16 protein-coding genes and 2 pseudogenes are annotated in these 19,615 nt (G+C 58.2%); 8 read left to right on the top strand and 10 right to left on the bottom strand.

What is annotated here, in order from left to right; genetic code table 11:
* Window positions 1-160: 160 nt before the first annotated feature.
* From AADZ90_RS22115 to AADZ90_RS22100, 4 genes are all read left to right on the top strand, one after another.
* On the top strand, window positions 161-370 hold the full coding sequence (locus AADZ90_RS22115) for an XRE family transcriptional regulator (protein WP_367312772.1): 210 nt from the start codon (window positions 161-163) through the stop codon (window positions 368-370).
* 134 nt (window positions 371-504) lie between these two features.
* Complete coding sequence (locus AADZ90_RS22110) at window positions 505-1,575, top strand: DUF4123 domain-containing protein (protein ID WP_367312771.1); 1,071 nt, start codon at window positions 505-507, stop codon at window positions 1,573-1,575.
* On the top strand, window positions 1,575-3,524 hold the full coding sequence (locus tag AADZ90_RS22105) for a hypothetical protein (RefSeq protein WP_367312770.1): 1,950 nt from the start codon (window positions 1,575-1,577) through the stop codon (window positions 3,522-3,524). The genes AADZ90_RS22110 and AADZ90_RS22105 overlap by 1 nt, the downstream gene beginning before the upstream one ends.
* 53 nt (window positions 3,525-3,577) lie before the next feature.
* Complete coding sequence (locus AADZ90_RS22100; RefSeq protein ID WP_367312769.1) at window positions 3,578-3,880, top strand: hypothetical protein; 303 nt, start codon at window positions 3,578-3,580, stop codon at window positions 3,878-3,880.
* Between the two features lie 175 nt (window positions 3,881-4,055).
* Here AADZ90_RS22100 and AADZ90_RS22095 read toward each other — a convergent pair whose 3' ends face one another.
* Complete coding sequence (locus AADZ90_RS22095) at window positions 4,056-4,826, bottom strand: class I SAM-dependent methyltransferase (RefSeq protein ID WP_367312768.1); 771 nt, start codon at window positions 4,824-4,826, stop codon at window positions 4,056-4,058.
* A 496-nt stretch (window positions 4,827-5,322) separates the two neighbouring features.
* Between AADZ90_RS22095 and AADZ90_RS22090 the strand changes: the two genes are divergently transcribed.
* Window positions 5,323-6,198: an NAD-dependent epimerase/dehydratase family protein gene (locus AADZ90_RS22090; RefSeq protein ID WP_411997167.1), complete on the top strand. Its 876-nt coding sequence runs from the start codon at window positions 5,323-5,325 to the stop codon at window positions 6,196-6,198.
* A 271-nt stretch (window positions 6,199-6,469) separates the two neighbouring features.
* Here the strand turns inward: AADZ90_RS22090 and AADZ90_RS22085 are convergent, their stop codons facing one another.
* Window positions 6,470-7,330, bottom strand: a complete 861-nt coding sequence (locus AADZ90_RS22085; protein WP_367312766.1) for a DMT family transporter — start codon at window positions 7,328-7,330, stop codon at window positions 6,470-6,472.
* Window positions 7,331-7,442: 112 nt separating this feature from the next.
* Between AADZ90_RS22085 and AADZ90_RS22080 the strand changes: the two genes are divergently transcribed.
* The gene (locus tag AADZ90_RS22080; protein WP_367312765.1) at window positions 7,443-8,126 is read left to right on the top strand and encodes a helix-turn-helix transcriptional regulator; all 684 of its coding nucleotides are present in this window, start codon (window positions 7,443-7,445) and stop codon (window positions 8,124-8,126) included.
* Window positions 8,127-8,256: 130 nt separating this feature from the next.
* Window positions 8,257-9,717: pseudogene (locus tag AADZ90_RS22075) on the top strand (IS1182 family transposase).
* Window positions 9,718-10,059: 342 nt separating this feature from the next.
* Here the strand turns inward: AADZ90_RS22075 and AADZ90_RS22070 are convergent.
* From AADZ90_RS22070 to AADZ90_RS22040, 7 genes are read right to left on the bottom strand one after another with little or no spacing between them, the layout of a single operon-like run.
* A complete protein-coding gene (locus AADZ90_RS22070; RefSeq protein WP_367312764.1) occupies window positions 10,060-11,535 on the bottom strand; it encodes a M81 family metallopeptidase in 1,476 nt (491 codons plus the stop codon).
* A 7-nt stretch (window positions 11,536-11,542) separates the two neighbouring features.
* Window positions 11,543-12,526 carry an ABC transporter ATP-binding protein gene (locus tag AADZ90_RS22065; RefSeq protein WP_367312763.1) on the bottom strand — a complete coding sequence of 328 codons (984 nt, stop codon included), beginning with the start codon at window positions 12,524-12,526 and terminating at the stop codon, window positions 11,543-11,545.
* Window positions 12,527-12,528: 2 nt separating this feature from the next.
* Window positions 12,529-13,479: an ABC transporter ATP-binding protein gene (locus AADZ90_RS22060; protein ID WP_367312762.1), complete on the bottom strand. Its 951-nt coding sequence runs from the start codon at window positions 13,477-13,479 to the stop codon at window positions 12,529-12,531.
* Between the two features lies 1 nt (window position 13,480).
* Window positions 13,481-14,326 carry an ABC transporter permease gene (locus AADZ90_RS22055; RefSeq protein ID WP_367312761.1) on the bottom strand — a complete coding sequence of 282 codons (846 nt, stop codon included), beginning with the start codon at window positions 14,324-14,326 and terminating at the stop codon, window positions 13,481-13,483.
* On the bottom strand, window positions 14,326-15,252 hold the full coding sequence (locus AADZ90_RS22050; RefSeq protein WP_367312760.1) for an ABC transporter permease: 927 nt from the start codon (window positions 15,250-15,252) through the stop codon (window positions 14,326-14,328). Before AADZ90_RS22050 ends, AADZ90_RS22055 begins: the two co-directional genes overlap by 1 nt.
* Before the next feature lie 39 nt (window positions 15,253-15,291).
* Window positions 15,292-16,875 (bottom strand): ABC transporter substrate-binding protein, encoded by a 1,584-nt coding sequence (locus AADZ90_RS22045; RefSeq protein ID WP_367312759.1) that lies wholly within the window; start codon window positions 16,873-16,875, stop codon window positions 15,292-15,294.
* Window positions 16,876-16,917: 42 nt separating this feature from the next.
* The gene (locus AADZ90_RS22040) at window positions 16,918-17,817 is read right to left on the bottom strand and encodes a MurR/RpiR family transcriptional regulator (protein WP_367312758.1); all 900 of its coding nucleotides are present in this window, start codon (window positions 17,815-17,817) and stop codon (window positions 16,918-16,920) included.
* 216 nt (window positions 17,818-18,033) lie between these two features.
* On the opposite strand from AADZ90_RS22040, the gene AADZ90_RS22035 reads away from it, so the two are divergent.
* On the top strand, window positions 18,034-19,188 hold the full coding sequence (locus tag AADZ90_RS22035; RefSeq protein ID WP_367312757.1) for an NAD(P)/FAD-dependent oxidoreductase: 1,155 nt from the start codon (window positions 18,034-18,036) through the stop codon (window positions 19,186-19,188).
* Between the two features lie 236 nt (window positions 19,189-19,424).
* On the opposite strand, the pseudogene AADZ90_RS22030 reads toward AADZ90_RS22035, so the two are convergent.
* Window positions 19,425-19,615: pseudogene (locus tag AADZ90_RS22030) on the bottom strand (hypothetical protein); the annotation flags it as partial.

The following is a 19,615-nucleotide window of genomic DNA, read 5'->3' as shown; positions in this document are numbered from 1 at the left end:
GCCAGATCAAGGCCGACGGCCTTTACTGTCATTGGGTGGCTCCTTTCCTAGCAGTCTTTGACAACTGCACTTTGGCACATTCGATGCCGGTGGAGCAGGAGCCACCCACCTCATCCGGTTTGAGCCGTCCTCATCCGAGCCCAAAATATCCTGCGCTTGGATGCTCGTCGAAAACCCGAACGCCGAAGGGGTTACGCAGCAGCAGCTGGCCGACCGCCTGCATCGCTCCTATTCCTACAAAGTCAAGATCGAGACCGGCGAACGCCGTCTGGATGTCGAGTTGGTGGAATGGGGCATCGCCACGGAGCTCGAAACCGGTCAGGTGCTCGATGCCGTCGCAGAAGCGGTTCGGCGCAGCGGCGAAAGCTGAGCGGGTCTCCGTGAAGCGTGCGCGCCTGTATGGCAGACAACCTCGCCCGGCGATCCCGTTACGATTGAATTCCGGGACGACCTGTGCAACGCAATCTCCATGGGTGGGCGGCATTTTGAAAACCGGTTTTAGCTTTGAGTACAGAAGACAGCTTTGATCATTGGACTGAACAGCCGGCCGCGCCGTCCATTCCCGCTGATCCTGTTATTCGGGTCGAAACGATCAAGGATATCGTGCCATTGAATGACCAGTTCGGCGTCGAGATGCCGAAAGCAGTCCCGGAGGCGCTGCACGAGCAGCTGTTCGGTCAGCCGAACCCGACAGATGCAGAAATAGCAGCAGAGGGAAACGCTCCGGGGGTTCCGTCACTTGGTACTTTTGCCATTCTCGACGCGGCCAGCGTGCGGAACCTGCCGGAAGTCCTTTCGAGCTCTGGCCTTGAGCATGCTTGCCTATTCCAAGGCGATGCCATCAAGGAATTGGGCGACGTGGCTCCATGGATCGTAAGACTGGATGAGGGAAGCCAATTCGTCCGGCATTTATTCACCGAGGGCGATGCGCCCTGGGCGATGTGGGACCGGGCTTCCGGCATCTACCTACGGTCTCGCGACGGCCTGGAAGACCTTCGGGCACATCTGCGCAAGTTCATAAAAGTGCGTGATGACGCCAATGCCTGGTTCTATCTGCGCCTTTATGATCCTCGTGTGATGCGCGCCTTTTTGCGAGGTGCGCCGAGATTCGGGCACCGCATCCTCGCCAGACCAGCGCCCTGGAGCAGCCTGACCGTTATTACCTGCTTTAATAATCAAGCGGAAATCGCCCATCCTGTCGCGAGTGTTCCTGCAGACGCCCGGCCGATCCATCTCGGCCCCGAAGAGAAGGCCGTGTTCCGGCAACTGACATTCGAGGCGCGCGCAGATGCCCTGATGGTCAAGTTGGATAAAGGCAGCTCCATCTCTATGTCGACGGATCCCGAAGTGCGATCTGCGCAAAAGAATGCCCTAGTTGCCGCTCTCCATCGGATGTATGGCTATGGCTTCCAGCAACCGTTGCAGCAAGAACGGTGGGGTGTCTGGGAGCTTTTCTACGGCGACAGATTCGAGCGTGCCGATCCGGCTCTGGCGCGTATCTGTGATACTCAAGATATGCCCAGCGGAGAGCGATTTGCTGCATTCCAGCGCCGTCTGGAGGAGATTTACAGCTGATGCCTCAGGATCTTGCTCCACCCCCAAGCGCCGCAACATTGGCCGGGGCTGCGAACGGCCCGCTTAGCGAACGACCGCGCGAATACTATACCGATATGCCCTGCGCCGAGGGTCAGGGATGCGGTGGTGAAGGGGTCGTCCTCCCGTTCGATCAAGGCAATGTCGCCCTCGACGAGATGTTCGGCTTCACGGATGTCGAGGAACTGCCGCTCAGCGACGAGGTCTTGCCCGTCATCTTCGATGGCGCTCTTCTGACCGAAGAAGGCCTGCTCGACTGCTTCGCCCGTCACTATCCTGAACGGGCGGGCTTCCTGTTACAGCTTCTGTCAGATGACGGAGACTTGGCGCTTGGTTATCGTTTTGAGTTTATCGATGCTCCTAGTTTTATTGGCCAAGCCAGTTCGAGGCTGTCCGAAATCGATGCGGAGATAGCGCAGCTTCAACCTGTCTACGATGCTTACGTAGAGCGAAACACAAACTACCACCTCTATGGTGGAGATCGCCCGACAGAGGAAGACAATCGTCCCGGTGCAGAGGCGATGGAAAGGCTCGGGCAGCTTAGCGAGGAACGGCGGACGCTGTATTCTCGGCAAAATGCGGCCGAGAGCGGCAATTGGGAGATCGACGATCGGGAAAAGGTCGTTCGGGTCTACTCGATCATCAGCCGCAATGTGGACCGCATGTTTCTGGCCGAGCACATGCCTTTCGGCGATGACGGGATAAATCCACTCCCCACCAACAAGCAGGGCGCTGACTGGCTCTATGCCGTCATGGGCGACTGGATGGCCCGGAATGGCTATCCCGGAGCTGGCTCTGAAGAAGAGTTTTTTCGAAACTGGCTGACTCGCAACGCGGCAGGTGTTGCGCTGGTCGGTCTTGGTGCGCTGGAGATGTTTGGCGGCGTGACGGTCGCCATCGGCAGCGGTGGTCTGGCGGCTGTCGGCGGTGTTGCGTTGACGGTTGTGGGCTTCGATACGCTGACTCAGGGCGCAAAGATGCTCTGGACCCCAGACCGCCACGCAAGCGAGCGGGGTTGGATCGGTGATCTGGTGCATGACACGGCAATGCACTTCGGAGGAGAGGAGACAGCTCAGGCGTTCGACCGGGGCTGGGCTGTCACACAAATCGCCGCTGGTCTCGGCGCTCCGGTGGTTATTCGCTATGCAACCACCCGTGCCACACGTGTTGCAGCGTCTGGTCAAAATATTCGCCCCATCCCGCGCGGACAGCTCGACGAGGCGCGACTTGGGATCGCTGAAATCAAAGGGCACAGATTTGGTCGTGATTACACGGCAGATTATACCCCTCTTCCCTCGGGTAGAGGGGCGATTCTGAATGTTCAAGGTGTCGGACGTTTACGCCTGCCGCCTTTGGATAGCGACATGCGTGTTCTGTTGCGATTGAAGCGTCTGACAAGGACTGCACTACAAGCGAGATTTGCCCGCCTCACTCGGCACCAAGGCCCCGGTACCGTCAACGATCAGGCAAGCGCAACTAGGCTCATGGAGAAGGTAGCTGATCACTGTGGTGTAGACCTATGGAAATATGTCGATGAGGTTCGTTACGGAAGCGTAAGAGCCGATGGATTTGAGTATCCCAACTTCAGTGTAGAGGGTGGTGTGCGCATAATCCGAATACCAAGCGATATTTCGCAGACGAACAAGTATATGCAGCTGAAGACTGCAGCACATGAGTTAAATCACGCTCGCATATATGATAAATTTGTAACGCGGCTTGGCCCAGTGCGTGGACACGAAGAGTACTGGGGGGCGCATCGTGACTTTGGAACGTCTCTATACGCACGCGAAGAGGTCATCGTCGAGCGAGCAGCGCAGATGATGGTACGTTCTGTTTTTGAAGGAAAGCTGACGGGTGCAAATCTTAGACGACTTACAGATGCTTTAAATGATGCTGATAACTACATCGCCGATTGGCGAGCACTTATGTGAGGTGAAACATGACTTTGCGAAGTTTTGGACAAGTAGTTCCATTGCAGAGTGGGATGCTGTTTCTCTCCGGTTTTGGCTCGTCCCAAGAGGATGGCGTTCGTGATCTAGTAAAGATGCAAGAGGAAGCCCGGATCATTGAGTGTATGGCTCAAGGTCGGAAGATGCTTAAGAAGGTTACTGGACAAGACTTTGGTTATTCGTTGGCCAAATGGCATGATTTCCTCATCAATGATAAGAAAGCCAGTAAAAGCTATATGCGTCCCTCGACATGGCGCGGTGTAGAGAATGCTATAATGATAGAGCTTCGAAATCCTGATCGAGAAAGGTTGGAGTCATTGGCCGAGAACGAAGTCTGAAAAATCATTGCAGATGATCTGAACTACGGTGCTCCAAAATGGTCCTTTCCGCCGGTGACAGAGATGGTTGAATTTTGGCACGTTCTGCGGTGTGGAGAAGGTCCGGAGTGAGCCCATACTTACCTGTGTTTGCAGGCGCAGAAGGACCCACTATCGAATTGCTCCATATTTGTTGTTAGATAGTGGCCGTGGTCAGCTTCGTGAAACTTTGAAACTTTAAATCTCCATTGGCGTTCGCAAATGGAGATAGAAGCTCCCGAAGCTCTTGGTCAAAGCTCTTGAGATCACTGCCCAACTTTGAGATCGTAAAAGTATCGCGAGAGTGTTGGCATAAAATGAAGTCTCCGATGCTCTGGTGGAATGGGTCGGAAACGACCTCATACACTCCATTCACATCAACATAATCGAGGTACTTCGCCCAAAACGACCAGTCCTTGCCCGAATGAAATGGCTTTCCAGTAAGCTTTGGCACCCATTTTGATAAGAAGGTTTGCCAATCACTTTCCCAAGGTGGCTTATGTGCGCCATCACCTTCTATGACCGAAAACAGATGGCGCGTTTTCACATGCTTGGACAGTTTGGGAAAGAGAACATCATGGTTCATCCAATGGATGCTAAGGGCGGCAACGACAGTGTCATATTCACCTTTTAACGGCGCCGTTTCCGCATAACTTTCGACCCATTCAAGGTTCGTCGCCACTCCAAATTCGAGAGACTTTCCAAGCGCGATCATTTTTGCTGATGGATCTATCGCCGTCACAGAGCTGAAGTGTTTTGACATCGGCCTCGCGATCTTGCCGTGCCCGCACCCCAGATCCAGAATGCGGCCCCTGTCAGGAGAGTGACTGACAATCAGATCATATACTTGTTGGGGGTAGGGGGGGCGATAGAGATAGAGATCGACGACCTCTTCCAATTGAAAAGAAGTTCCGATCTCCTGTTTCACCTAATTCTCCAATCAAAATGGTCCGCGGGTCGTCCTTAGCGCTCTAGCAGTATTGGTTCAACGACCGCTTAGTCCCGTCTCCAGTCCTCTGACTAGGTGAACATCGCGCAGGTGTGGCCAACGTCCGCTATCGGGCTGCGATCGCAGCATTTGAAGGTGGTGCTCAAAGTCGGCTCTGGGCCGTGAGGTTGGCTTTCCCTGAGCCTACAAATCGCCGCGCTGCATCGCCGCAAGTCCGCTAACGAGCCCACTTTCCCGGATGCTGCGGAACGCACAAAGGTCGGCTTTTCGACGGATTGCGCTGCGGATGCAGCATAGTGTTCTACATGGATTTAAACCCCGCCGCGTGTGCGTTCTGAAAGCCATTGCAGATGCCACTGCAACAGCCGATCCGTGCTACTCGGATGGTTCGACAGGGCGCGCTCGGTGAAACTTCATTGAGCGCTATAGCCGTTTGGTCGGTGACCACGATGCCCAGCGTGGCTACAAGATCGGTATGTCGTTGAACGTCTTCGTCCTCGGCGGGACCGGCCTTATTGGACGCGGCGTTGTCCGTGAGCTTACTGGGAACGGGCACACCGTCATTGCCCTGAGCCGCTCCCCCGCTTCGGACAAAGTGCTCCAAGCGCTTGGGGCGCGTCCCGTGCGCGGCGATATGCGCGAACCGGCGGGTTGGCGTCGCCATCTGAATGATGCGGATGCCTTCGTGCAGGTCGCTGCGACGTTCGGCGACGACATGGGTGCCGTCGATGCCGTCGTCATCGACGCGCTGGAGGAGGCCGCGTCCAAGCGGTCCGAGCCCCTCCAGGTCGTCTATACGGGGGGGTGCTGGCTTTATGGGGCGACGGGGGACGAGGTGGCCGACGAAGAAAGGCCCTTCTCGCCGATCCCCGCCTTCGCATGGATGGTCAATCACGCGGAGCGGCTGGCGGCGAACGACGCGCTTCGAGTGGCCGTCATCCATCCGGCGATGGTCTACGCGACGGGCAAAGGGGTGTTTGAGCGCTTCGTAGACGCCGCACGGGACCGTCGGCCGATCCAGATCTGGGGCGCGGCCGAGACACGCTGGCCCTTGGTACATCGCGACGACCTCGCCGTTGCCTGCCGCCTCGTCTTGGAAGCCGGCCTGACCGGGCATTACAATGCGTCCGCCGAGGTCGGCGTGCCGGTTTCGCGGATCGCCGCCGTGATCGCCGAGCGGGCGCGGAGTACGGCGGGGATCGAAGTTCGTGCCAGGAAAGCCGTGGTGGCCGAACATGGCGATTGGGCCGTGGGATCGACACTCGATCAGAGGATGTCGTCCGAGAGGCTGCGTCGAACGGTCGGCTGGGTGCCACGGTTCATCGCTTTCGAGGGCGCGCAACTGTTCTGAGAGGATATTCGACCGGAACGGACCTTCTTGCGGGATGCAGCCAAAGCTCACTTCGTCCCGCAATTTGTTGCTTCGACTACCTTTCGAATTCCCTGGCTCAGCGAATGGCGGCTTTGCGGACTGCGACCGCAGCATCTCGACCTATTGGCCAACGGCAGGAAAGGGCCGGTCCTCATCTGCGGCGGACAGTCCGGTCAGTACGATGCTGCACTTGCTTCGAGGTCGGCACTGAGCCCCTTTCCAGCATGTTGCTTTGCAGCGAACGGCAGCTTCAGCACGCCCGTGTTGCCAGATGAGCACCGCCCACGACCAGTCCTGCGCCAAGCGCGGATAGGACTACAATCGGCTCGCCCCAGAAAACGAAACCAAAGTCTGCCGCAAAGACGATTGCCATATAGCTCCACGTGATGACCTTGTCGCCCGGTGCAGCCGAGAAGGCTTTCGCATAGTAGAATTGCCCAACAATCGTAAAACCCGCCACGGCGATGATAGGGGTCAGATGTGCGAGAGTTGGCGAGTGCCACGTCCACGGCAGCGGAAGCGCAGACAGCAGGCACGCGAAAAAGGAGAAATAGAACATCTGTCGTGCAACAGGTTCGGTTGATGAAAAGGACCAGATAACGAGCGCGGCGGCTGCGCCCCCGAGCGCGGCGAGCAATGCGGAGAATTCACCCAGCGATATGCCAATGCGATCAGGACGGACGAGCAGGACGACGCCGACGAAACTGATCGCAACACCCAGCCAGACATAGCGATCTGACAATCGGCGAAATACAAGAATGGCTAGGATCGGCACGAACACCGGACCCGTGGATTGCAAAATAACGGCAGTCGCAAAAGGGATTTGTGCCAGCGCATAGAAGTAGGCCACAAGCGCGCCGTAGGTGAACACCGATCGGAGAAAATGGAGCGGTAGCTTGTCGGTATGAACCCCGCCCTCGGGACGGGCAATCAGCATGTATCCTGACATCATGATGAACATTGTCATGTTGGTCCAGAACACCACCACGAAGACATTCATGCCCTCCGTTGCGAAGCGGGCTGATGTCGCGCCAGAGGCCAGCAGCAACGCGGCGAAGACCATCAGACGTGTGCCGCGTGCAATATCATCTCCGGTAAGAGGGGCGGCCATGGCTGGGCTTCAACTTTTTCTGACTTCAATTCATTTGCCCTATATCTGAACACTACTGCCATCTGTGTGGCGGTAGTGTTATGGTAGCCCTCAAAAGTATGGAGGGATCGCGATGTCCAGATCGGCCAGGCTTTTCGAGATTATTCAGCTGCTGCGAAATGCAGATAGGCCAATTCTGGCACGTGAGATCGCAGCAGCGCTCGAAATCTCCATCCGAACCGTCTATCGCGACATTGCCAGCCTTCAAGCCATGCAGACACCTATCCTCGGCGAGCCGGGCGTCGGCTATGTCATGCGCAAGGGGTACGACCTTCCGCCAATCAACTTAGATGTCGAGGAGGCGGAAGCGATTTCCGTTGGTCTCAGCCTGATCGCGCGGACTGGCGATCCAGGACTTTGGCGCTCAGCGGGTCGCGCGGCGCGCAAGCTGCATGAAGCTGCACCGGGCACCCGTCGCCTCCCGACATCCGCGTGGGGGATCGAGAGGTGTGCGACCGTCAACCTCAGCGAAGTTCGCCAAGCAATTAGAAGCGAGAAAAAGATGGCGATAAAATACTGTGACGTTGAAGGAAGAGAGACCAAGCGCACGATCTGGCCGCTTTTTCTGATCTACTACGTTGATGCCGGGCTGATCGTTGCATGGTGCGAACTGCGTGAGGCATTACGCCATTTCAGACTGGACCGTATAGCGCGATCAAGCATCCAAAGCGACGATTTCGTGGGTCTTGGAGGGCCGTTAGTCGAGAAATGGGAAGAGACACAAATGGCAGGAGTCTTGCCAACGAGAGAGCTGTAGGTCTTCCATAAGCGGCCATTCGAGTAAACTAAATGAACGACCGCTTCGTCCCGTATTCCGTTGAAAAACTCTGCCTTGATCGACGCCTAAACCGCTGATTCAATTCTCTCAATGAGCGGAGGGATCAGCGATGATAGGACCGAGGCAAGAGGCGCAGGCGTCGCTGTTCTATGAGTTCTCGCTGGAAGATCATGTCCCACAGGACCACCTGCTCAGGTCGATTGACCGGTTTGTCGATCTGAGCAGCATCCGCGTCCATCTGGCGGATTTCTACAGCCACACAGGCCGACCCTCGATCGATCCCGAACTGCTGATCCGGATGCTTATCGTCGGCTACTGCTTCGGCATCCGGTCCGAGCGACGGCTCTGCGAGGAGGTGCATCTGAACCTCGCCTACCGGTGGTTCTGTCGGCTCGACCTGGCCGACCGGGTGCCCGATCACTCGACCTTTTCCAAGAACCGCCACGGCCGCTTCCGCGACAGCGAGCTGCTGCGGCATCTCTTTGAAACGGTCGTCGCGAGGTGCATCACAGAAGGGCTGGTCAGCGGTCAGCGGCTGGCCGTGGATGCCAGCCTGATCGAGGCGGACGCCAACAAGCAGTATTCCGCGCCAAAAGAAGATTGGGACATCGCGCGGATCGATGTGGACGCGGCCCCGCGTGCGGTCCGCGAGTATCTCGACACGTTGGACGACGCGGCATTCGGAGCGGCGACACCGGTCGAGCCGAAGTTCACATCCTATTCCGACCCAGCCAGCCAATGGACGGCTGCTCGCAAAGGTGAGCCATTGGAACGCCATTGGTCCGAGAGACAATGGCGAACGCATTCTTTGCCTATTCCAACAACTACCTCATCGACACGGATCATGGTGTCATCGTCGACGTGGAAGCGACACGGTCGAACCGCCAGGCCGAGGTCGGATCAACGAAGACGATGCTGAACAGGGTCAGGGACCGCTTCGATCTTCATCCCGAACGGCTGATCGCCGACACGGCCTATGGGTCTGGACCGATGCTCGGCTGGCTGGTGGACGAAAAGATCGCCCCGCACATCCCGGTGATCGACAAGGCAGGTCGCACCGACGGTACCTGGTCCCGCATTCGCCATTGTCGCTCGGACCAATGGCGCGACAAGGCTCATCTTCGAGTGGGACGCCGAGAACAACCAGTACATCTGCCCGGAAGGTGAGGCGCTGAAGCAGTTTCGCCGGAACTACTCCGATCCAAGCCGCGGGCCGACGGGAAAGGGCGTCGCCAAATACCAGGCGCTGAAACACACCTGTCAGGCATGTCCGTCGAAGCCCAAGTGCTGCCCGAACGCCGATGCGCGCAAGATCACCCGAGAAGAACACGAGGACGCCCGGGATGTTGCCCGTGCCATCTCCAGAACGTCCCAATACAAGATCTCGGTAAAGCTCAGGAAGAAGGTCGAGATGCTCTTCGCGCATCTCAAGCGCATTCTCGGTCTTGGACGGCTCCGACTACGCGGTCCATGCGGGGCAAGCGACGAATTCCTCCTCGCCGCCACAGCCCAAAACCTCCGCAAACTGGCGAAGATCTTTCCTGCACCGCAGCAAAGACGAAAAGCCTGATCAGAAAGGCGCTCGCGCCACGTTAAGCGTGTCACTTTCTGCGCCAGCAACACGTTGTTTTCCCACAGAATCTCCCGCATTGCAGACTTTCGCTGCAAGCGCAAAATCGGTTGGTGGGCGAATTCACAGATCGGAGGGCAAAGCACCAGCTTGGTGCGCGTTTTCCAACGGCTACTTTCTGCAATTCGCAATGTCAGAAACAAAAACAGAGGGGGAAACGGACCTTGCAAGCGCGTGCAAGCCGATGCTCGCGCGACACGGGTGTGCGCACAATCAAGGCACCCAATAACTTGGGCTTGTTCCGCGCCGCCACATGGCGGTCGTGGCGTTGCGAATGCGTTACTATCGGTCGAGTGGGAAGATCGGACGCGGCACATTGCGGTAGGGCAGCCTGGCGAGGTCCGGTGTGCAGAGCGCGCCGCTATCGCAAACGATAATACGAGAAGAGATCGGCTCGAAGGCTGCGCGAAAATGCTGCATAGACTTCAGAGCGACGATAGTCTTTTCGGCGGGATCGATGCCAAACGTCCGGAATTGCGCAAGGTCAAGCATCTGGGTCGCGTTGGTTACAATCAAGATGTCGATGCCTGCCACGCCGAGGACGGCCGTGCGTCCCCAACTTCGGTGAAGACCACCGAGGATCAGGCCTGTCCCCGTAAAGTTGCCATCGCTGAGCATCTTGAGTGTGCCCGTCACCGTGATTGGCCCGCCGCCACGGTCAGGATCCGTCTTGCCTCCAAGTTCAAGGGTGACGGCCCGCCCCACGGTTTGCGTTTCCAAATACTCGATTGCTTCTGGATCGACCAACGGTCCAAAGCATGCATTGTCGGCGCTTGCGGCAAGCAGCGCGGCAAGCAGCGACGTTGCATCGCCATACGCTCCTCCACCGGGATTGTCAGCATAATCGGCAACGACGATCGGGCCGTTTTCGGCTTCGTGGCCCGCGCATTGTGCGGCGGCGGCTTCGACACTGAGATAGTCGTTGAGACCCTCGAACCGCCTGTCCCAGATGTCATCTGCAAGTTCGTTACCAAGCCGTTCATGTGGCGCAGGGTCGCCCTGATAGGTAACAAGGACTGTCGGCCCGACCTCCGCAATATCGGCATTGCCAAAGCCTGCATTGATACTGACGGCAAAGGCATCTGGATGCTGCTGGTGTTCAAGAGCCCGCGCGTTGCGTTCGATCATCGGGCCGGCATCGGTGCGTCCACCATTGACCTCCTCAAGCATCGGGCGATGAACCCGCAGTGTCTTCGGTGCGATTTCATCCGACATGGTTCGATGCAATATCTCTCCTGCCAGCACGGCACAGTCGCGCATGTCGACATGTGGATAGGTCTTGTAGGAGACGATGATGTTGGCGAGGTCGGCCATCTCCTGACTTACATTGGCGTGGGGGTCGAGCGTGATTGCGATCGGAATGTCGCGGCCCGTCACCTCCCTGAGCCGCGCGAGGAACGTCCCTTCACCGTCCTCGGCGCCGTCAATCACCATGGCGCCATGCAGCGACAGCAAGATGCCGTCGAAATCTTGGGCGAGAGCAAGCGTTAGGACCGGCGCGGCCAGCGCCATGAATGTGCCCGGTGTGACAAGCCCGCCGGGTGGCGCAGACGTACTGACAGCATGGGTCAGAACCCATCCCTTGTCGCGTGCGACATCGAGAAATCCGGCAAGATCGGTGTTTGCCTGTCCTCGTTCGCGGATGGCCTCCTCTCCCAGAAGGAAGTACCGGCTCTTGAACGCTGCAAGATCTGTCGGGCGGATCGAAAAGGTATTTGTTTCGTGGCTGATTTCGGCACTCAGAACGCGAAAGCTCATCTGCAATTCAATCCATCGGGTTGTGGCAGGCGATCATGTGGCCGTCGCCCAGGTTTGTAAGGGGCGGGCGTTCGCGTCTGCATGCATCGCTGGCCGCAGGACAGCGCGCCGCGAAGGCACATCCGGGGATCTTCGCAAAGGGGCTTGGAATTTCCCCGCCCAGCATCGTGACGATCTTGCGCCGGGTCGGGTCGGGCTCGAAGTTGCTATCGAGAAGCGCATGGGCATAGTGATGGCGCGGCTGCGTCTCGGCACCCGGCAAAATCTCCATGACGCGCCCCAGATACATCACCACAACACGGTCGCAGAAGTAACGAACAAGGCTGAGATCATGGCTGATGAAGAGATAGGTCAGCCCAAGCTCTTCCTTAAGGGCTTCCAGCAGATCGACGATCTGCGCCTGGATGGAGACATCCAAAGACGCGGTCGGCTCGTCGAGCACGAGAAATGACGGGCGCAGTGCCAGCGCTCGTGCGATCCCCACCCGCTGTTTTTGACCGCCAGATAGCTGATGGGGGAAACTATCCATGATGCGCGGGCTGAGGCCGACCATGGAGATCAGTTCATCCACCGTCGCTCTCGCCTCCGCCGCCGTCTTGGCTTCACCTTGCACCTGAAAGGGTTCGAGCAAGGCGCGGCGGATCGTATAGCGTGGGTCGATGGCAGAATACGGGTCCTGGAACACCATCTGCATCTGGCGGCGCAGTTTGCGCATCTCGGCCTGCGACTGGGTCGCCAGGTTCTTGCCGTCGAAGATCACCGTCCCTTCAGTGGCCTCCAGCAGGCGCAGAACGAGCCGCGCCAAGGTGGACTTGCCGCAGCCGCTTTCGCCCACGACACCGGTTACCTTGCCGCGGGGCACATCAAGCGAGACGTCGTTGACCGCGCGCATAGTGCGGCGCGGCTTCATGAAACCGCCTCCGGACGAAAACTCGCGGGTCAGATCTGTCATCGTCACAAGACTGTCGTCACGCGGGACCGAAGCATCCATGATCAAACCTCGCTGAAGTGACAGGCCGCCAGGCCCGATGATTTGGGCTCAAGCGCAGGCGCCCTGTCGCGACAAAGCGCTTGTGCGTTGCTGCAGCGCGGGTTGAAGCGGCAGCCATCGGGATAATCGACGATGCTTGGCACGACGCCGGGAATACCCTTCAGGCTTCCTGGCTTCTGACCTAGCCGAGGAATGCAGCAGATCAGTTCGCGCGTGTAGGGGTGTTTCGGTTCGGCAAAGATCTCGCCAATCGCGTTCATTTCTGCGACCCGACCGGCATACAGAACAACGACCCGGTCGCAGGCCTGCGCCACCACGCCCATGTCATGGGTGATTAGCATCAGGGCGAGGCCGCGGTCGCGGACCAGTTCGACCATGATCTGTATGATCTGGGCCTGGATGGTGACATCGAGCGCCGTCGTGGGTTCGTCGGCGACAATCAGGTCAGGGTCTGCGGCAAGCGCCATGGCGATGACGATCCGCTGTTTCATGCCGCCCGAGAGCTGATGTGGATAGGCGCGATGGATTGCAGCCGGTTCCGGAATGCGCAACTGGGCAATGAGGTCGAGGCTGCGCGCCTTCGCCGCTTCGGCGCTCAACCCCAGATGCAGGATCGAGACCTGATCGATCTGCGCACCGATGCGAATGATCGGGTCGAGCGATGTCATCGGGTTCTGGCTGATCAGCGCAATCCGCTTGCCGCGCAGCCGGCGCAGCTCAATCTCGGGAAGTCCGATCAACTCGCGCCCGTCGAAAGCGATGGAGCCTTTGGTGATGGTGCCGCCGATGCGTGGGAGCAGCCCCATGACACACATCGCAGTTAGCGACTTGCCAGAGCCGGACTCACCCACGAGGCCGAGGATTTCGCCCTTGTCGATGTCGAAAGTGACACCCTCCAGCGGGCACAATGCCCCGATCGAGACCGAGATGCCCTGAACCGAAAGAAGCGCCATATCACACGCTCCGCAAACGGTTGCGGATATCGAGCGCCTCGATCAACGCGTCACCGAACAGGTTTATCGAGATGACCGTGATGGCGATGGCCAGGCCCGGAAAGATGATGATCCAAGGTGCGATGAAGATTTGTGCCGTCCCACTCGACATCATGGCGCCCCAGCTTGGTGTTGGCGGCTGAGCGCCAAGGCCGAAGAAGCCGAGCGTGGCTTCCAAGATGATCGCGTCCCCCGTCGCCAGCATTCCTGCGACAATCACCGGCGTCAGTGCGTTTGGCAAAAGATGGCGAAAGATGATGTGAAAATGCCCGGCCCCCAGATTTGTCGTTGCCTCCACATAGGTCTCGTTCTTCAGGGCCATGATCTGAGCCCGCGTCAGCCGCGTGAATTGCGCGAGGTAGGCGATCGAGATGGCGACCATGGTGCTTTCCAGTCCTGGGCCGATAATTGCGATCAGGATCAGTGCGATCAGAATCTCGGGAAAAGACCAGGTCAGATCGACGACCGCGGTGACGGCACGGTCGAACCAGCCGCCGAAATAGCCCGCCATCGCGCCCAGCGTCAGCCCGGCTGCCACCGAGATCGAGATTGCGGTGACCGCCACGGACAGCGACGTTCGCGCGCCGTATATAATGCGGGACATCAGGTCTCGTCCGAATTCATCGGTGCCCATCCAGTGGGCCGCGCCGGGCTCAGTGTTCGCGCCCGGCAGGTTCTGGATGTCGTAGGCATAGGGCGCGATCAGCGGTGCAAACAACGCGCAGGCCACAACAAGAACCAGGACAGCAGCAGAAACGCCGCCGCGTGGCGACCGGATGGCCGTCCTGATGGGGGCGAAAGCCGTCATCATTTTATCCTTTCACGCACACGTGGGTCCATCGCGGCTTGAACGATGTCGCCCAGCAAGGTGCCAAGCATCACCGCGACAGCGAGCATCAGAAGGGCTCCCTGAACGACCGGGTAGTCGCGCTGGTTCAGCGATGTAATCAGCAGTGAGCCGAGACCGGGGCGGGCAAAAACGAACTCGACAGTAACCGCGCCGCCAAGGATCCAGCCGATGCGGAGCGACAGGATCGTGACCACGGGCAGCAACGCATGACGCAGCACATGACGCAATTCAATTCGCCAAGGCGGCACGCCCTTGGCGTGCAACATCATGACAAAGTCCTTGCGTGCCGTTTCCATCATGGCGACGCGCGTTACGCGCGCGACAAGCGCCACTCCTCCAAGTCCTATGGTCAGGACCGGAAGGACCAGCGCATCCCAGCTTCGGGCCCCCGACACCGGAAACCAGCCAAGCTGCACCGCGAAAAGCATGATGAGAAGCAGGCCAAGCCAGAAACCCGGTACGGTCGACCCCAGTAGGATCAGCGTCATCGTCACCCGGTCGATCCAGCTGTCCTTGTAGATCGCCGCCAACGCGCCGGCGGTGATGCCGACCACCGTCGAAAACAGAAGCGCCAAGGCACCAAGCGACAGCGAATGCGGAAGGTTTTGAGCAATCAGATCCGCGACTGGGCGGCGCAGGACTATGGCGTCACCCAGATCGCCGGTCAGGGCGTTGCCGAGCCAGATTGCGTATTGCTGATAAAGCGGTTTGTCGAGGCCATACTTGGCCGCAAGCGCCGCCTTTTGCTCGGGCGAGGAATTGATCTGGACGAGATTGTCGATCGGATCGCCCGGAACCAGGTGCACGATCATGAAGATGACCAGGGACACGGCAAGGAACACCGGAATGAGCAGCAAGAGCCGCTTGATGAAAAAGCTGATCATTCCGGGGCCTCGTCCGTTAGGGTCGCGGTGCGACGCGGTTCAGTTGACCGTGATGTCGACCACCGTCTGGCTTTGCAGGCGCGTTCCCCGAATGGCCTCGGGTACCGAAATGGCCTCCTTGTCATAGGCGTAGATCTGGACGGGCTGATAGATCGGCGCGAAGACGTACTGGCTCAGGACATATTCATGGTAGGTCGTGAAGTTGGCGACCCGTTCTTCCCAGGTATGTGAACCACTCATGGCGGCGAGGTTCATTTCCTCTGCCGTAGGGTCGTTCCACATCGACACGTTCGGATAACCCAGGCGCTGACCGGAGAAGAACCAGTCGATGATGTCCGCATTGGCCCAGGAATAGGAGCGGACCGCCAGCTGATGATCAGTGCCCTTGCGATACTGGTCATTGATGGTGGCGCTGTCAAAGACCGTGATGTCGGCACCAATGCCAACGGCTTTCAACTGGGCTTGGACCACTTCGGTCACACGTTTGAATTCGGTCCCGTTCTGGGTCCACAGCGCAACCTGCAATTTGGTCCCGTCCTTTTCGCGAACACCATCAGAGCTCATGACCCAGCCGGCTTCTTCCAGAACGGCCTTGGAGCGGTCGGGATCGTAGGAGATTCTCAGCGTCGGATCGACGTTTGCCGCCAAGAGCGAGTCGATCAGAAAAGTATTGGCGACCGAACCGACGCCGCCATAGAGATTATCCAGAATTTCCTTCTGGTTGATGGCAAAGGCCGTGGCCTCACGCACTTTGATATCGGTGAATGGTTCGACGGTTGTGTTGATGGGGATGTAGAACAAACCGGTCCCCGGCATTGTGCCGACTTGAACCGACGGCTCGCCTTCAAGGCGTGGCAGGAAGTCGGTTGGGACGCTGTAGAGCAGGTCTACACCGCCAGTGCTGAGTTCAAGGAAGGCGGTGGAGTCCTCCGATATCTCTCGGAACGTCAGCGTCTTGATATGCGGCGCGCCCTGGTTCTTTGACAGATCGGACGCCCAGGCGTAATCCTCGTTTGCCGATAGCACCGTTTCCTGACCAACCGTGAAGCTTTCCAGTTTGAAGGGCCCAGAGCCTACCGCAGCGGTCACGCCGAAATCATCACCCAGCGCATCGAACGCTTTGGGCGAGGGAATGCTCATGAAACCCGATGACATGTTCGACAAGAGGTTTGGATCGGGGTTCGCCATCACGAACCTGACGGTCAAATCGTCGATCACCTCGACGCTTTCGATGGCGGCCGTCATAAACGCGTTTTCGGTTTCGGCGAATTGCGGAATCCACCACACGATAGTTTCCGCATTGAACGGCTCACCGTCGTGAAAGGTCACTCCCTCGCGCAGCTTGAACGTCCAGGACATTCCGTCGGCTGTCGATTCCCACTCGGTAGCAAGCTGGCCGTGGAATGTCTGGTCGGCGTCCTGAATGACCATACGGTCAAAGATCAGGGTAATTGCATCGTTGAGTTGGGTGCCATTGATCGGGTTGTAACTGGGCGTGCCGACGTTTTGTGCGGAAACGACGAATGTCGCTTCCTGGGCGTTGGCCGCGATGGCAAGACCAAACACGCTGACTGAAACCAGCATTGAGCTTGCGAAAAGTCGTGTCTTGGAGATGTAGCGCATTGCAGAACTCCTTGTTGTTATCGTTATCAATAGTGGTCTGCGTCAGGCCGATTTGCTCCCTGACTGAGATGTGCGATTGCTTGGTTTTCCGACGTGTCCGGTGAACCGGCTATACAGCTGCGTGACGGTTTCCATTCTCGCTTCGACCTTCGGGCCAAGCTCCAGAAAAACGCCGTTGACCAACAGGTTGGCCAAACTTGCCATCTGGGCCGTCGACTCCCAGAATTGGTTGAACTCGGTGGGGACGACGAACATCTCGTCGACAAGATCGCGACCCCAATCACAGAACGGATCGGTCACCAGTGTCACTGGAATTCCGACCTTCTTTGCTTCGATCGCGAGGTCACGCGACAACCTCGAATAGCGGCGGGCCTCGAAAATCACCAGGCACGACTGGGTGGGGTCCGAGACCAGCACTTCGGCAAAACTGCCGCCAGCAAGGTCCAGCATCCGTACGCCGTCGCGCAGATATTGCAACTGATTGACCAATATCTGCGCCATACCCCGTTCGGTCTGGAACCCGACCGCGTAGACATTGGCGGTGGTCGCCAATCGTTTCACGACGCGCGTCCATTCCGGCGTCCGCGCAAGTTCGTAAATCGCGACCAGGGCCGAGATCTCAAGTTCTAGCCCGGCCGCAAGCTGATCCTCACCCGCGGCGACCCGCTTGCGTAGATCCTGAAGCCTGTCGCTGACGAGCCAAGGTTGCTGGCCTATGTCCTGCTTCAAATGGTCCTTCAGGTCCTTGAAGCTCTTGTAGCCAACGGTCCTGCAAAATCGACCGACCGTCGGCTCGCTCACTTCAACTTTCGCCGCCAGGCTGGCTGCCGTTTCAAACGGAAGGTTGGACAATTCCGAGAGCATGAAGTTTGCCAGGATCCGGTCGGCCTTCGAGGCGGTGGCCAGACTGGTTGTCAATCGCTCGCGAACGGATGCGCTCATACCTGAGTATCTCCCTTGGCGATACATATGAAAGTTTTCTTACATTTTGTAAAAAATATCAATCTTTATTGCAGGTTTATTGATCTCCATCTGTTACCGGTTGCCGGTCAGATGTTGGGTGACGGCAAGATGCCGCTACGTTCCCGTTTCATTGGCCATCTCTCGAACTGGCCAAGGGCCACTTGACCTGCTGAAATGGAAAGAAGGGTCAACACAATGTACGATTATGCCGTCATCGGTGCCGGGATTGCAGGTGCCTCAGTGGCATTCGAACTGGCCCAGGTTGGAACCGTCGCGTTGATCGAGGCAGAGTCCCGTGCGGGCTATCACAGCACGGGACGATCGGCGGCGCTCTATACACCCAATTACGGAAACGCCGTTGTACGCGCGATCAATGCGGGCAGCGGTCCGTTCCTTCTCAATCCGCCAAGTGGCTTCGCAGATCATCCGCTGCTAACACCACGTGGGTTACTGACGATTGCGGGGCCAGGGCAGGAAGCCCGCCTTGACGCGATCGTGGAATCTGCCGCGGGTGAGGCGCCAGTTCACCACTTGTCGGCAAAAAAGGCTCTGGCGCTCGTGCCGCTTCTGCGTCCGGAAGTGGTCGCCGCAGCAGCCTATGAACCGGGCGTGATGGACATCGATGTGGACGCGCTCCATCAGGCTTACTTGCGCGGCTTCAAGGCGTTGGATGGACATCTCTTATGCAATGCGCGTGTGCGAAGGATTGCTCGCGGCGCAGGGCAATGGGGCATCGAGGTCGCCGGCAGCACAATTCAGGCCGCCATCGTGATCAACGCCGCTGGCGCCTGGGCAGATCAAATCGGGGCCATGGCGGGCGCACAGCCGCTTGGGTTGGTCCCCAAGCGCCGAAGTGCAATTGTCGCCGACGCACCTGTGGTAATCGACATAAACTCGCTACCCGCCGTCGACATGGCCGGTTCGGAGGCATATTTTAAGCCCGAGGCAGGGCGCATAATGGCGTCGTTTGGCGACGAAACACCGACCGAACCACAAGACGCGCAGCCCGAAGAGCTCGACATTGCCCTGGCCGCCGATTGGCTCCAACGCCATACTATCATAGACCTTCGCCGCATAGCGCACAGTTGGGCCGGACTTCGGACTTTTGTGTCCGACGACGCCCCGGTCGTAGGATTCGATGATGCGCTCGACGACTTCTTCTGGCTCGCCGCGCAGGGTGGGTATGGAATCATGATGGGCCCGGCACTGGCGCAGGCATCGAGGTCTCTAATCCAACATAACCGCTTGCCGGACGATTTCGAACGGCGCGGCGTGTCCCAGGGCGGAATCTCGCCCGCGCGTCTGTCAGATGTGCGACCTCGATCAGTCATCGAGCCATCTTCTGACTGATCAACTCGAAGCCGCCGCTCCCAGCCCACTTGAGCTGTCATTGCAAAATTGAAGGCTGCTTACTAACAGCCGCGATCCGGCGATCCGCCATATTGCGAAGCTTCGCCGTCTACCAGCGCCCTCCTTCGGAAACCTGCATCGTGACGGTCGCTACCATGGCAAAAGCCCGCAATCGGCTGATTCTGGGCTTATCAATGACAGCTATCTGCGGATTTCAGTTGCTGGTGCGGTCCGCTTCATCCGTCAAAGAGGGTTCCTGGCGGACCATCGATGCGGTGCGGAACCAGTATGATCGATGGCACCAGCCATCCCAGAAGCGGCCCGGTGCCATAGGCGGTGTCAGCGATCAGCCGTTCTGGATGAAGATCGAACCGTTTCTTCACCCGCCTCAGCATTGTCTTGGTTGATCCAACCTCGGCCTGCCTGA

It is taken from the genome of Aestuariibius violaceus, assembly GCF_040779325.2.
Taxonomy (GTDB): Bacteria; Pseudomonadota; Alphaproteobacteria; order Rhodobacterales; family Rhodobacteraceae; genus Aestuariibius; species Aestuariibius violaceus.
Note: the sequence above shows the minus strand (reverse complement) of the source record. Positions and strands in the feature narration are given on the sequence as shown.